At 63.1% G+C, this 13,369-nt stretch carries 14 protein-coding genes and 3 tRNA genes; 6 read left to right on the top strand and 11 right to left on the bottom strand.

The window, feature by feature from the left end; all coding sequences use genetic code 11:
* Positions 1–9 precede the first annotated feature (9 nt).
* Positions 10–240 carry a hypothetical protein gene (locus ACN9MY_RS14875; RefSeq protein WP_426171771.1) on the bottom strand — a complete coding sequence of 77 codons (231 nt, stop codon included), beginning with the start codon at positions 238–240 and terminating at the stop codon, positions 10–12.
* Between the two features lie 114 nt (positions 241–354).
* Between ACN9MY_RS14875 and ACN9MY_RS14870 the strand changes: the two genes are divergently transcribed.
* Positions 355–534, top strand: coding sequence for a hypothetical protein (locus ACN9MY_RS14870; RefSeq protein ID WP_426171769.1), 180 nt, complete (start codon positions 355–357; stop codon positions 532–534).
* 3 nt (positions 535–537) lie between these two features.
* Here the strand turns inward: ACN9MY_RS14870 and ACN9MY_RS14865 are convergent, their stop codons facing one another.
* From ACN9MY_RS14865 to ACN9MY_RS14845, 5 genes are all read right to left on the bottom strand, one after another.
* Positions 538–1,434 carry a LysR family transcriptional regulator gene (locus ACN9MY_RS14865; protein ID WP_426171768.1) on the bottom strand — a complete coding sequence of 299 codons (897 nt, stop codon included), beginning with the start codon at positions 1,432–1,434 and terminating at the stop codon, positions 538–540.
* Positions 1,435–1,624: 190 nt separating this feature from the next.
* Entirely contained in the window at positions 1,625–2,101 is a 477-nt protein-coding gene (locus ACN9MY_RS14860) for a DUF3016 domain-containing protein (protein ID WP_426337559.1), read from the bottom strand.
* A gap of 71 nt (positions 2,102–2,172) precedes the next feature.
* Positions 2,173–2,249 (bottom strand) — tRNA-Arg (locus ACN9MY_RS14855).
* A 55-nt stretch (positions 2,250–2,304) separates the two neighbouring features.
* Positions 2,305–2,381 (bottom strand) — tRNA-Arg (locus ACN9MY_RS14850).
* A 95-nt stretch (positions 2,382–2,476) separates the two neighbouring features.
* A tRNA-Arg gene (locus ACN9MY_RS14845) sits at positions 2,477–2,553 on the bottom strand.
* Between the two features lie 408 nt (positions 2,554–2,961).
* Here ACN9MY_RS14845 and ACN9MY_RS14840 point away from each other — a divergent pair.
* The 3 genes from ACN9MY_RS14840 to ACN9MY_RS14830 all read left to right on the top strand — a co-directional run bounded on the left by ACN9MY_RS14840 (position 2,962) and on the right by ACN9MY_RS14830 (position 7,640).
* Complete coding sequence (locus ACN9MY_RS14840) at positions 2,962–3,750, top strand: response regulator (RefSeq protein WP_426171762.1); 789 nt, start codon at positions 2,962–2,964, stop codon at positions 3,748–3,750.
* A 47-nt stretch (positions 3,751–3,797) separates the two neighbouring features.
* A complete protein-coding gene (locus ACN9MY_RS14835; RefSeq protein ID WP_426171760.1) occupies positions 3,798–6,542 on the top strand; it encodes an ATP-binding protein in 2,745 nt (914 codons plus the stop codon).
* Between the two features lie 126 nt (positions 6,543–6,668).
* On the top strand, positions 6,669–7,640 hold the full coding sequence (locus ACN9MY_RS14830; protein WP_426337558.1) for a diguanylate cyclase domain-containing protein: 972 nt from the start codon (positions 6,669–6,671) through the stop codon (positions 7,638–7,640).
* A 47-nt stretch (positions 7,641–7,687) separates the two neighbouring features.
* Here the strand turns inward: ACN9MY_RS14830 and ACN9MY_RS14825 are convergent, their stop codons facing one another.
* Positions 7,688–8,104 (bottom strand): hypothetical protein, encoded by a 417-nt coding sequence (locus tag ACN9MY_RS14825; protein ID WP_426171757.1) that lies wholly within the window; start codon positions 8,102–8,104, stop codon positions 7,688–7,690.
* 123 nt (positions 8,105–8,227) lie between these two features.
* Here ACN9MY_RS14825 and ACN9MY_RS14820 point away from each other — a divergent pair, with 123 nt between their 5' ends.
* Entirely contained in the window at positions 8,228–9,859 is a 1,632-nt protein-coding gene (locus ACN9MY_RS14820) for a response regulator (RefSeq protein WP_426323323.1), read from the top strand.
* On the opposite strand, the gene ACN9MY_RS14815 is transcribed toward ACN9MY_RS14820, so the two are convergent.
* Positions 9,860–10,354, bottom strand: a complete 495-nt coding sequence (locus tag ACN9MY_RS14815) for a hemerythrin domain-containing protein (protein ID WP_426171755.1) — start codon at positions 10,352–10,354, stop codon at positions 9,860–9,862.
* A 115-nt stretch (positions 10,355–10,469) separates the two neighbouring features.
* Here ACN9MY_RS14815 and ACN9MY_RS14810 point away from each other — a divergent pair, with 115 nt between their 5' ends.
* Positions 10,470–11,153: a sensor histidine kinase gene (locus tag ACN9MY_RS14810; protein ID WP_426323321.1), complete on the top strand. Its 684-nt coding sequence runs from the start codon at positions 10,470–10,472 to the stop codon at positions 11,151–11,153.
* A gap of 3 nt (positions 11,154–11,156) precedes the next feature.
* On the opposite strand, the gene ACN9MY_RS14805 is transcribed toward ACN9MY_RS14810, so the two are convergent.
* The 3 genes from ACN9MY_RS14805 to ACN9MY_RS14795 are packed head-to-tail and all read right to left on the bottom strand — an operon-like array spanning position 11,157 to position 13,366.
* Positions 11,157–11,564 (bottom strand): hypothetical protein, encoded by a 408-nt coding sequence (locus tag ACN9MY_RS14805; protein WP_426171751.1) that lies wholly within the window; start codon positions 11,562–11,564, stop codon positions 11,157–11,159.
* On the bottom strand, positions 11,561–12,859 hold the full coding sequence (locus ACN9MY_RS14800; protein WP_426337557.1) for an NAD(P)/FAD-dependent oxidoreductase: 1,299 nt from the start codon (positions 12,857–12,859) through the stop codon (positions 11,561–11,563). Before ACN9MY_RS14800 ends, ACN9MY_RS14805 begins: the two co-directional genes overlap by 4 nt.
* Positions 12,860–12,913: 54 nt before the next feature.
* The gene (locus tag ACN9MY_RS14795) at positions 12,914–13,366 is read right to left on the bottom strand and encodes a hypothetical protein (RefSeq protein ID WP_426171749.1); all 453 of its coding nucleotides are present in this window, start codon (positions 13,364–13,366) and stop codon (positions 12,914–12,916) included.
* Positions 13,367–13,369: the final 3 nt, after the last annotated feature.

Below are 13,369 nucleotides of genomic sequence, written 5' to 3'. Positions count from 1 at the left end.
TTCTCGGGCTTATTGCGCGTCGAATTCTGCGGCAGCCTTGGCCGACCACAGCGCCTCGTTGTAGGTAGCGAAGGGGATGTCGTAGCGTTCGACCGAGCCGTCCTCGCCGATGAAGTAGGTCCACCATCCCGCCGGGTCGGGAACCAGGGCAATGTCCTTTGGTTTGCAATGCTCGTGCAAGTCATCGCCGGCATCAAGCGTGATGATGCGGGTCTTTCGGTGTCGGATCAGCGTGGCCATGGCGCATTCTCCAGTCGGGTGATGCAGGCATTGTAATGCCGATTGCGCTCCGTTAGCCAAGCAACAGACGAAATCTGTTGCACATGGCAGTCTGCAGCGAGGAGGATCGCAGCCATGAACCAAGCAGCCACCCAGCAGCCCCTCAATCCCGGCGACGAAGCGGCGCCGGGAACACCCGGCAGCGGTGAAGGCATCTGCCCCGTCTGCAGCGGCTCCGGCAAGACGCCGGACGGCAAGCAATGCCCCAACTGCGGCGGCAGCGGACGCATTATCGAAGGGATCGGCGGCGGCTGAATGCTAACCCGCCCCCAGGCGCTGGCGCAGGAAGTCGATGAACAGCCGCGTGCGCGCCGGCAGGTGGCGCGTTTCTGTCAACGCATGCACCATGATCGGCTCCATATGCCAGTCCGGCAGCACGCGCTGCAGGCGGCCGGCCTGCACTTCCTGCTTCGCCAGCAGCGGGTCCAGCGCCGAAATGCACAGGCCATTGGCCGCAAACGACATGCTGAGCGCCGCGCTATTGGTGGCGTAGCGCGAGTGTGCCATCACCTCCACCACTTCCTCGCCGCGATACAGCTTGCGCCAGATATCGGGCAGCCGGCTGGAGAAGGAGCGGCCGCACATGGTGTGCTGCACCAGGTCGCAGGCGTGTTCCAGCGGCGGCATCCTGGCCAGGTAGACCGGTGAAGCGTACAGGTAGCGCGGCATCATCGCAATGCGCCGCACCACCAGCGTCGAAGGCGCGGTCGGCGGCTGGCCCATGCGGATCGCCACGTCAAAAGGTTCCGACTGCAGGTCCACGGTGCGCGACGAGATATCGAACTCCATCTTGATGTCGGGGTACATGTCGGCGAATTCCGTCAGCACCGGCGCCAGGTAGCCGACGCCGAAACTGGAAGTCATGGTCACGCGCAGGATGCCGGCGGGCTTTTCCGACCAGTCCAGCAGCGCCTCGTGGGCGCTCATGGCTTCTTCCACGATGCCCTGGCAGCGCTTGAAATAGGCTTCGCCGGCCTCGGTCAGTTCCACCTTGCGCGTCGAGCGGTGCAGCAGGCGCAGCCCGATGGACTTTTCCAGTTCCGCGATATTGCGCGACAGGGTGGAATTCGACATGTCCAGCGCCTCGGCCGCGGCGCGGAAACTCTTGCGCTTGGCGACCTCGACAAAAAGGCGCATATGGTGCAGCCTATCCATTCATTGCTCCATTTTTGGGATACTCAATTCAATTATAAGCATTTATCCCAACAATGAAACAGTTCACAATGCGCTTACTTAGACCTTTAGTAGAAAGGAAACGCAAATGAACAACAAGGAACCCAACCTTTTTGATGAACTGTGCAAGCTGCTGGCCGGCCTGGTTTTCAGGGCACGGACATGACGCGGGTCAGCGCTGCTTGAGGACTTCCTTGCGGAACCAATCGTCGAGCATTTGCTTTTCGTGGCCGTACAGGTCGCGGTCGTAGCTGTTTGTGCCCATCAGGTAGCCGGGGTCGGACAGCTTGCTTTCGCCACTGCTGATGACCTTGCCATCCTGCTCGATGCTGTAGCGCAGGTGCATGCGCGGCCAGTCGGCCTGGCCTTTCAGTACCCGGATGTCGCGCACGGCGACGCGGGGAAATTCATCGCCGGCCAGGTCGATGTCGAGAAAATCGACTTTCAGCACCTGCCCTGCCGGCAGTTTTTCCGACAGCTGCGCGAGGTGTTCGCGGAACAGGAACTGCATGTCTTCGCGCTTCTGGAAGTCGTGCGGCACGTCGGTCATCTTGCCGATATCGACAAAACTGACGGTGGCGGCGGCAAAGGCGCTGGCCGAAGCGAGCAGCAGGACGGCGGCGCCGGTGGCATGGGTGAGCTGGTTCATGCCTGAAGTATATGCCGCAAACGGCAAAAAGGAAAAAGGGTCCACACCTCCCGGTATGGACCCTTTCAATTTGGCGCGGCTGGCAGGAATCGAACCCACGACCCCTTGGTTCGTAGCCAAGTACTCTATCCAGCTGAGCTACAGCCGCAAAAACTGCTTTTTCCTCGCCACTCGACAGCGGCGGGTACAACACTTACAAAATCTGGCGCGGCTGGCAGGAATCGAACCCACGACCCCTTGGTTCGTAGCCAAGTACTCTATCCAGCTGAGCTACAGCCGCAAAAACTAAATTATAACAGTCAGTTATGCATACTACCAACTTCCTGCTACTCCCTTCGCTCGACAGCAAAGGGCACAAACTTCTACAACAAATTCTGGCGCGGCTGGCAGGAATCGAACCCACGACCCCTTGGTTCGTAGCCAAGTACTCTATCCAGCTGAGCTACAGCCGCTTAAGAAGCAGGATTATATCGCATGAATTTCGTTTTGGAAAGCTTACGTTCTACTCAACTTTCCAAGGCGAAACCAGCGTTTCCGGCTCTTTCCTGCGCAGTATCCTGTGCAAGGAGGCAGCATTATATGTGGGTGTTTCCCGCTTGTCCAGTCTCGCGAAACATTTTCTTTTATTGCCTTCCAGACATTATTACTTCATTCATGAAACTTATTTCTCTCATCATGAATCGAAATTGGATCTTTATTCCGCGATGCAGCATCATTCACCTGTCTCCTCTATTCTCCTCCAAGAAAATAGAATTCGGGCCCGCAGATAGCGGGCCTTTTTTTTTGTCGTCCTTGGTGTAGCATTGCCCATATTGACATCCCGGCACTGATACAACATGGCGCAAATCGCAGGTGAAAGCATGGCAACCCAGGACTGGTCGCGCGCCGACCTCGGCCCGCAGGAGACCTGGCCCCAGGCCTTGCGCCTGGTGCTGGACATCATGCTCAATACGCCGCTGCCGATGCTGCTGATGTGGAGCCGCCGGCAAGTCATGCTCTACAACCAGGCCTACGCCAGCAATGTCGGCACCGCCAGCGCAGTGCCGCCCGGCGGCACCGTCCCTGCCGTGCCACCTTCGGCCTGGAGCTGGAACCCGCCGGCGATCGAACAAGCCTGGGCCGGGCAAAGCCTGGTCTTTCCGCGCCAGCCGCTCAAGCTGTGGCGCGACGGCCGCATGGCCGAAGCAAGCTTCGACCTGCATTACACCCCCGTGCGCGAAGCCGATGGCGCGGTTGTCGGCATTTTGTGCACGCTGGCCCCGGCCAGCGCTGCGCCCTTGCCCGCCGCCGCTGCCAATGACGGCCACTTGCGCATCCTGGTGGTGGAAGATAACCAGGACGCCCAATACCTCGTGTGCGAAATGCTGCGCGCCTTCGGCCATGAGGTCAGCGCAGCAGCCAACGGCGAAGCCGCGCTCGAACTGCTGGCCGAGCGGGAGTATGACGTACTGTTCAGCGACGTCAGCCTGCCCGGCATGAGCGGCGTCGAACTGGGCCGCACCGCCCTCAAGCGCCAGCCACGCCTGCGCATCATCTTTGCGTCCGGCTACAGCCAGTCTTTGACCAGCCACCTTGACTTCCCCGCCGTATCGATGCAAAAGCCGTATGACATCGAGCAGCTCCAGCAGGTATTGCAAGGTTTGCACTAAGCAATAGTGCGTCGGCAAGTTGCTTGTCAAGGCTACAATCGAACGTTATGAGTCCCGATCCCCGCACGCACAACGTACTGGATAGCATGGGTGACGGCTTTGCCGTCATTGCCAGGGACTGGACCGTCCAATACCTGAACCCGAAAGCGGCCGACATGCTGCAGCCGCAGGTTCCCGTGCTGCACGATCCGCGCGGCCAGCTTTTGTGGCGCGCCTTTCCGGCCCTGGCTGGCGGCGCGCTGGAGGCGCCGCTGCGCCGCACCCTCGAACAGGGCTTGCCCGCCACCTGCGAACTGCTTTACCAGCCCAGCCAGCGCTGGCTGGAAGTACGCGCCTGGCCATCGCCGCTGGGCATGACCTGCCTGCTGCTCGACATCCACCAGCGCAAGCTGCACGAACGCGGCCTGCGCGAAAGCACCAACCGCCTGCAAGTGGCGCTGGCCGCCGGCCGCCTCGGCGACTGGGAATGGAATGCCGCCACCAACCTGGTGCGCCTGGGCCGCCGCGCGGCGGAAATCTTCGAGCTGCCAGCCGAGATCCCGATTACCTGGCCGGTGCTGCGCGACCGCATTGCAGCGCAGGATTTCGAGGTGGTCGAACAGGCCTTCACCGATGCCGTCCAGGCGCGGCGCGATTTCAATGTCGAATGCCGCATCCGCCACCGCGATGGCGCGACCTGCTGGCTGTCCGTGATCGGCCATGGCGATTTCAGCGAAGATGGCCAGCTGCGCGGCGTGATCGGCATGATGCAGGACATCACGGCGCGCAAGTCCACCGAAGACGCCCTGCGCAACAGCGAAGAGGAATTGCGAGCGCTGGCCAACAGCATTCCGCAACTGGCCTGGATCGCCAGCAGCGATGGCGCCATGATGTGGTACAACGAGCGCTGGCAGGAATACACCGGCACGGACGACCAGCACATGCTGGGCGATGGCTGGCGCCAGGTGTATGCGCCGGAAGCCATCCCCGCCATGCTGGCGCACTGGCGCCTCTCGGTGGAAACCGGCCGCCCTTTCGAAATGGAATTCCCGATCCGCGCGCGCGATGGCCAGTACCGCTGGTTCCTGACGCGCGCCAACCCCATGCGCGACGCCAGCGGCCGCATCCTGCGCTGGTTCGGCACCAGCACCGACGTCGACCAGGTCAAGCGGGTGCAGGAGCAGCTGCGCGATGAAACCAATATCCTGGAGCTGCTGAACAGCACCGGCACCGCCCTGGTGCAGAACCGCGACCTGCATTCGCTGTTGCAGGATGTCACCGATGCCGCCACCAGCATTTCCGGCGCGCGCTTTGGCGCCTTCTTCTACCATGGCGCCGATGGCGACGACGCCAAGCAGGCCATGCACACGCTGTCGGGCGCTCCGCCGGACGACTTCCAGGGACTGCCGCATCCGCAAGTGCGCAGCGGCCTGGCCGTGCCGGTGCTGGCCCGCGCCGGCGAAGTGGTCGGCACGCTGTTTTTCGGCCACCCCGAACCGAATATGTTCAACGAGCGCACCGAGCGCATCGTCAGCGGCGTGGCCGCGCAGGCCGGCATCGCGATCGACAATGCGCGCATGGTCGACGCCGCCCAGCGCGCCGCCGAAGAACGCAAGGTGCTGCTGGACCGCGAACGCAACGCGCGCGCCGAAGCCGAGCGCAGCAGCCAGATGAAGGACGAATTCCTGGCCACGCTGTCGCACGAACTGCGCACGCCGCTGACCGCCATCCTCGGCTGGGCGCAGGTTCTGCGGCGCGGCAACCGCACGCCGGAAGAACAGTTGCGCGGCCTGGAAACCATCGAGCGCAACGCACGCGCCCAGGCCCAGCTGATCGAGGACTTGCTGGACATGGGCCGCATCACTTCCGGCAAAGTCCTGCTGGACATGAAGCTGCTGCTGCCTTCCGTAGTGGTCGATGCCGCGCTGGATGCGGTGCGCCCGGCCGCCGAAGCCAAGGGCATCCGCCTGGAACGCGACTTCTCCTCCACCGGCCACGTGGCGGGCGACGCCAACCGCCTGCAGCAGGTGGTATGGAACCTGCTCACCAACGCGCTCAAGTTCACGCCGCGCGGCGGCACGGTGCGCGCTTCGATCTGGGCGCATGAAGGCCACGTCGACATCACGGTCACCGACAACGGCCTGGGCATCCGCCACGAATTCCTGCCCTATGTCTTCGAGCGTTTCCGCCAGGCCGACGCCTCGACCACGCGGCGGCACGGCGGGCTCGGGCTGGGCCTGTCCATCGTCAAGCACCTGGTGGAGCAGCACGGTGGCACGGTCTCGGCAGCCAGCGAAGGCGAAGGCATGGGCTCCAGCTTCAGCGTGCGGCTGCCGCTGGCCAGCGGCGAGATCCGCGCCGCGCGCATGCACAGCCCGCCGCGCAGCGAGAGCGTGCCCCTGCCCGACCTGGGCTTGCGCGACCTGGGCGGCCTGAAAGTGTTGCTGGTGGACGACGAAGCCGATGCGCGCGAATTGATCAGCCGGATATTGCGGGATTGCAACTGCGAGGTGCAGCCAGCGGCCAATGCCGCCGAAGCCGTTGCCCTGGCCCGCGCCAGCCGCTATGACTTGCTGGTCAGCGACATCGGCATGCCCGATGTGGACGGATTTGAATTGTTGTCACGCATTCGCGCGCTCGGCCCCGCCCGCGGCGGCGCCCTGCCCGCCATCGCCCTCACCGCCTTCGCCCGGCCGGAAGACCGCCTCACTGCGCTCGAATCAGGCTTCCTTGACCATGTGCCCAAACCCATAGAACCTTCTGAACTGGTAGCCACTATTGAGCGCGTCTGCCATGCCAGCAAGAGTGGTTGAGGACTACCCTAGCACGGGAAAATGTCCTACAAGAAACTGGCGAAATCTTTGCTAGACTGGTTAATGACACGTGCGCCGCGGCAAACTGTCGCAAGATACACTGAGAGTCCAGTTCCCGAGACCGCCATGCCAAGCCCTGATGAGATCCTGAATGCCAAGATCTTGGTAGTTGACGATTGCGCCGACAACATCGACCTGATGTTGGAGATCCTGCGCGATGCCGGTTACACCAATGTGACGGCCACCATGTTGCCGGAGCAGGTTTGCCCCCTGCACCGCCAGCATCGTTACGATCTGATCTTGCTCGACCTGCAAATGCCGGAACTGAATGGTTTCCAGGTCATGAAAGGCCTGAAGGAAATCGAGCAGGAGGGCTACCTCCCGGTGCTGGCCCTGACGGCCCAGCCCAGCTTCAAGATCGCGGCGCTGGAGGCCGGCGCCCGCGACTTCATCAGCAAGCCCTTCGACCTGCTCGAAGTGCACAAGCGCATCCACAATATGCTGGAAGTGCGCCTGCTGTACAAGGAGCTCGCCTCCTACAGCAAGCAACAGCAGGAACTGGCGCTGCACGACCCGCTGACCGGCCTGCCCAATCGCCGCTTGCTGGAAGACCGCATTGCTACCGCCCTGCAACACGCCGCGCGCCAGCAACGCCGCGCCGCGGTCATGTACCTCGACCTCGACGGCTTCAAGGCCGTCAACGATACCCATGGCCACGCCTATGGCGATGAAATCCTCAAACAGGTAGCGCAGCGCCTGGTCAACTCCGCGCGCAAGGAAGATACGGTGGCGCGCATCGGCGGTGATGAATTCGTGATCGTGCTGGGCGATGTCGGCACCCTGGCCGATGCGCAAGAGCCGGCCAGCAAGCTGATCGAGGTGGTGGCCCAGCCTTATATGGTGAATGGCCTGACGCTGCAGCTATCGACCAGCCTTGGCATCGCGCTCTACCCTGACGATGCCAGCACGGTCGACAACCTGATGCATGTGGCCGATGCCGCGCTGTACGAAGCCAAGCGCACCGGCAAGAACCGCTATTGCGCGGCCGCGCACACCGACGCGGCGCTTTCGCCGCAGGCGCAGGTCACGGCTGCGTGATGCCGGCAGCCGATGCGGGCGGCCTGCAAGGCCAGGCCGCCAGGCCGTCACGACGTGGTTTCCGCCTCGCGGCCAATCTCTGTCGACTCCTCAACCTTGCCGGCGTGCTGGTGGTCTTGCTGTGCGTCGACTTTCTCCGGCGCCACTTCAATGCGCGTGATACCGGCATCGACCGAGATCGGATCGCTGGCCGGGAAAGTCATTTCGACTGCATCGTCCAGCAATTCTTCCTTGGCCTTTTCGGCAGGCGCCAGTTGTTCTTCGTCGGCCAGGATTGAAATGGCACATGCCCAGCGCACGAAATTGAGCTGCGCAAATTCGCGCACGGTGCTCACGCCGAACGCGGCATGCAGTGCCTTGGCATCTTTCGGGCTCAGGCCGCGCAAGGCGCTCACGGGAGCATCGGCCAATTCACGGAAACTCTTGTCCACATACTCTTTGTCAACGATGGTGTCGATATTCATGGTCACTCCTCCATTGGACGAGTTTTCACTATGGCAGCAGGGCTGCCGCCTGACTGTGCGCGTGCGTACACAGGACGTGTTCGATTGGCATGTGTTCTTTTGACACAGTAAAGGGGCACGGCTATGATCAGACTGGTGGACAAGCCCAAGATCCTCGTCGTCAATGACGACGCCAACAGTCTCTTCGCGCTGACCAACCTGCTTGAGCAGTGGGCAGCGCAAGAGAGCTACGAAGTCGTCGCCGCACGCTCTGGCGAGGAAGCCTTGCGCGAAGTGCTCACGCACGACTTCGCGGTGATCCTGCTTGATGTGAACATGCCGGGCATGGACGGCTTTGAAACGGCGGAAGCGATCCACCAGCGCCCGCGTTCATCGGACATTCCCATCATCTTCATCACTGCCTTCGTGGCCGATGAACTGGACCGCCTGAAGGCCTACCAGAAAGGCGCGGTCGATTTCCTGTTCACGCCGGTGATCCCGCAAGTCCTGTATGCCAAGATCAGCGTGTTCGTCTCGCTCGCCACCAAGAACGAAGAGCTGCGGCGCCAGGCGCGCCAGCTAAGCCAGCGCACCACCGACCTGATCGCCAGCAACCAGCGCCTGCTGCGCGAGATCGAGGAACGCAAGACCGCCGAGCGCGCCAGCCACGCCAAGGACGAATTCCTCGCCATGCTGGGCCATGAGTTGCGCAACCCCCTGTCGGCCATCAGCAGCGCCGCTTCGCTGATCGGCTTGCCGGGCGTGAACGCGGACAGCGTGAGCCACGCGAAAAAAATCATCCAGCGCCAGAGCCGGCACCTGGGCCGTATCGTGGACGACTTGCTTGACCTCAGTCGTGCCATGTCGGGCAAGATCCTGCTCAATCGCCTGCCGCTCGATCTGTCGGCCCTGCTCAGGACCACGCTGGAAACCTTTCGCGCCACCGGCCGGCTTGATGACTATCACGTGGCCGTCGACATCGCGCCCTGCTGGGTCAATGGCGACGCGACGCGCCTTGAACAAGTCATCAGCAACCTGCTGGACAACGCGCTGAAATACACGCCGCCCGGCGGGCGCATTGAACTGCTTAGCGACGTGGACGATGGCGAGGTGACGATCAGCGTGCACGACAGCGGCGTCGGGATTTCGGCCGAACTGCTACCCCAGGTGTTTGACGTCTTCGTGCAAGGGGCCAGCACGCTGGACCGTGCGCAAGGCGGCCTCGGCATCGGGCTGTCGCTGGTGCGGCGGCTGGTGGAACTACATGGCGGCAATGTGTATGCTGAAAGCGACGGCCCGGGCGAAGGCAGCACCTTCACCCTACACTTGCCCTGCATCGAGCATGTGACTGAACCAAAGGCAATCCCCATGGACACAAGCGAACAGCCGAAACCAGCCGTGCTGCTGGTCGAGGATAACGACGACGGCCGCGAAATGATGGCCATGATGCTGGGCTGCTACGGCTATCCGGTGCAGCATGCGGCCGACGGCTTCCAGGGCCTGGCCAAGGCAGCGGCGGATCGGCCCGACATCGCCCTGGTCGACATCGGCCTGCCCGGCATCGATGGCTATGAAGTGGCGCGCCGCATGCGCGCCAACCCGGAGACCCACCACATCCGGCTGATCGCCCTGACCGGCTACGGCCTGGCGGACGACCAGCGCCGCGTGATGGATGCCGGCTTCGACATGCACCTGGTAAAGCCGGTCGACGTCGAGCAGCTCTTGCGCGCCATCGACCAATGCCTGGCACGTGCACCGGCCACCATGCGCTCCTGATCAGGCACGCACGCGTCCGGCCTGGCTGCCGCGCGCTGGCGGCATGCGCGGCGGCACGAACTCGATTTCCTCCTTGCGCGCTTCGATTTCGCGCGCCAGGGCTTGCAGGTCAAGCTCGGCCTTCTTCGCCAGCGGGAACATCTCACCCTCTTCTTCCTTGACGTGGTGGTTGATGTATTCGCCCAGCACCTTGACCTTGGCGTCGAACAGCTCGTCATGCGGGTCCATTTCGCCGATCTGTGCGATCAGGTCCTTGGCGCTGGAATGTTCGACTGTCGCCTCGTCGACCAGGTCCTCGGCCTCCTTCGAGGCTGCGCGCACAGCCGGATAAAAGAGTTCCTCTTCCGCCGTGGCGTGCCTGGTCAGTTCCAGGCAGATCTTGTCGGCCAGCTTCTTTTTGCTGGTAAAGGCACGTTCGCCCAGCCCCTCGAATTCCTTGAACATGGCTTTGACGTTGGCATGGTCCTGTTTCAACAAAGCAATGGCGTCTTTCATTTTTCATCTCCTCTGGTGAGCTGCCAGATTGACAGGCGCACTGCTGGCTGTATGTGCGCCACCCCACGACCATCCTCATGTATGATCAAGGCAATAAACATGAACCACCAAACATATGTCTGCTCACACGGACGCCGCCGAACTGCGGGAGCTGCTGGGTTACGTCAACAATTGCTGGGACGAAGAGCGGCGCGCCCTGTCGCGCCAGATGCACGACAGCCTCGGTTCTTCGCTGACGGCCCTGACCATGCACCTCGGCCTGTTGACGTCCAAGCTGCCGCAAGAGCCAGCTCTGCTCGACCGCGCTGCCCAGATGAAGAACCTGCTGCACAACATCATCGAAGCCAACCGCGGCATGCAGCACAAGTTGTGGAACGACAAGCTGGAATTTCTCGGCTTGCGGGTGGCGCTGGGCGAGCTGGTCGCCCAGTTCGGCGCCGAACACCTGGTGAAGGCCCACTGCAGCCTGCCGGACGACGAACCGGCCTGTCCACGCGCTCACCGCGTGGTGCTGCTGCGCGCTGCGGAAGAAGGCTTGCGCAACGTGGCCACCCACGCACGCGCCAGCAAGGTCGACGTGATTGTCGACGATATGGAGGACAGCATTGCCCTGGTGGTGAAGGACGACGGCATCGGCCTGCGGCCGCCCACGGTCGCGGACGGCGACTGGCAGGAACACCACGGCTTGCGCATGATACGCGAGCGCGCCATCTTCCTGGGCGGCTCGCTGTTGCTGGCCGCCAACGGCAACCAGGGCGCCATGCTGACCGTCACCCTGCCCAAGCCGCCCTCCAGCTGAGCATCAGCGCTTGCTGCCGCGCTTGAGCGCCATCCAGGCCGAGAGCGGCAGCGCCAGGGCGCCGATTCCAAACCAGAGCCAGACCGGCACATGGAAGCCGTGTTCCTGCCGATACGCCGTCGCAGGTGCGACGGCGCGGTGCACGTCCGGCGCCGCAGGGTTGTAGTACACGGTGATGGTGTCGCCCAGCTTGCGCTGGCTGCAGCCGCCCGGCTCGTGCACCGCGCCACGGCGGCGCTTGCCTTCCAGCGCGAAGTCATACCACCACCGGCCATCGTTATGGCATTCAAGGACAGCCACGCGGCCCGCCACCGTCGCATGGTGGCGCGTCAGTTCGGCAAGTTCGCTAGCGCGGTTGTAGCATCCGCCCAGCAACGCCGCTGCGGCAGCGCCAGCGAGCAGCGCCCTCAATGCAGCTTGACCAGCGGCGTGGCCCGTTTGACAAGGAAACGCGCCACGGCCAGCACGCCGGTACGGATGGTCCCGAGCACGGCCTGGTGATGCAAGAGGTGCAGGCTGACGTACATCATGCGCGCGAAGAAGCCCTCGACGAACCAGCTGAAGCCGCGCAGCGATCCCATCAGGCTGCCGACCGAGGTCGACTGGCCGAACGACACCAGCGAACCATAGTCACGGTAGGCGTAAGGCTTGCCTTGCGGCGCCTTGCCTTTTGCCTGGCGCAGGAAGGTCTGCAGCAGGTAGTCCGCCTGCTGGTGCGCAGCCTGGGCCCGCGGCGGCACGGGCTTGCCATCGGCGCCGATGCACTGCGCGCAATCGCCCAATGCATACACGCCGGGCACGCCCTTGACCTGCAGCTCGCCGGTCACTTCGATCTGGCCGCCCTTGGCAGTCGGCAAGCCAAGCGAGGCCAGGAAGGCCGGCGCCTTGATGCCGGCCGCCCACACCACGATATCCGATGGATAGCTCTGCTCGCCGACCGACACATGGTCTTCGGCAATCGCGGTCACGCGGCAATCGGTGACGACCTTGATGCCGCGTTCGTTGAGCAGCTTCAGCGCAGCGTTCGACACGCGTTCAGGCAGGGGCGCCAGGATGCGCGGCGCGCCTTCCAGCAAGGTGATGCGCACGTCGCGAACCGGGTCGAGGTGGCCAAAGCCATACGAGGTGTAGACGCCGCTGGCTTCGCGCAATTCGGCCGCCAGCTCGACGCCGGTCGCACCACCGCCGATGATCACGACGTCGACGCCGGAAGCGCCCTGCTGCGCACCTTTCTGCAGCGCGGCGCGCGTCAGCAGCTTGAGCAGGGTCAGGCGGAAGCGTTCCGCATCTTCGGTCGCGTTAAGGGAAATGGTGTTTTCGGCCGCGCCAGGCACGCCGAAATAGTTGGAGGTACTGCCGACGGCTATCGTCAGCGACTCGTAGCCGATGCTGCGCTCCGGCAGGACAGACTCGCCGCCCTCGCTGGTAATGGCCGCCACGGTGATGTGCCTGCTCTTGCTGTCCAGCGCCGTCATGGCGCCATAGACATAGGTGAAGCCGTTGTCGTGCGCCAGCATCTGGTAGGACAGGCCTTCCTGGTGGATATCCAGGGTACCGGCCGCCACCTCGTGCAGCGAAGGCTTCCAGATGTGGTAAAGCCGGCTATCGACCAGCATCACCTGTTGCGGGCCCAGCTTGCGGCCCAGTTTGCAGGCCAGCTCCAGGCCGCCCGCCCCTCCACCTACGATCACATATTTGCTCTGCAAACAGTTCTCCCAAATGTCGGTAGCGAGCGGGCCAGGCCCGGTTACGCTACCGGATTAATGCTTGCCGTGGCCTTTGCCATGGCCATGGCCATTGCCGTGACCGTGCCCATGGCCGCGATCGTCGTCGCGATCGCCGCGATCATCGCGGTCATAGTCGCGGCCGCCGCCACGGTGGTCATCGCGATAGCGCGGTGCATATTCGTTGGTGTACCACTCGTCGCGTACGAAGTAGACATTGCGGCCGCAAGCATTGTATTTGCCGCAATGTTTTGCCCAATCTTTCGCATGGCCTGGCGGGACGCGCAGGTAGAGCGGCTCGGCGATGACGCGTGCCGGGCGCTGGATGATCACTGGCTGCGGGTACAGCACCGGTGGCGGCGCCATATTGCCAAGGTCGATGCGGCCGTAGAAGCCTGGCTGGCCGACGGTGACAGAAACGCCAACATCGGTGGCGAAAGCAGAAGTGCTGAGCGCCAGCATGGCGGCGGCTAAGAGCTGGGTCTTCATGGT

It is taken from the genome of Pseudoduganella sp. R-31, assembly GCF_049913235.1.
GTDB lineage: Bacteria > Pseudomonadota > Gammaproteobacteria > Burkholderiales > Burkholderiaceae_D > Rugamonas.
Note: the sequence above shows the minus strand (reverse complement) of the source record. Positions and strands in the feature narration are given on the sequence as shown.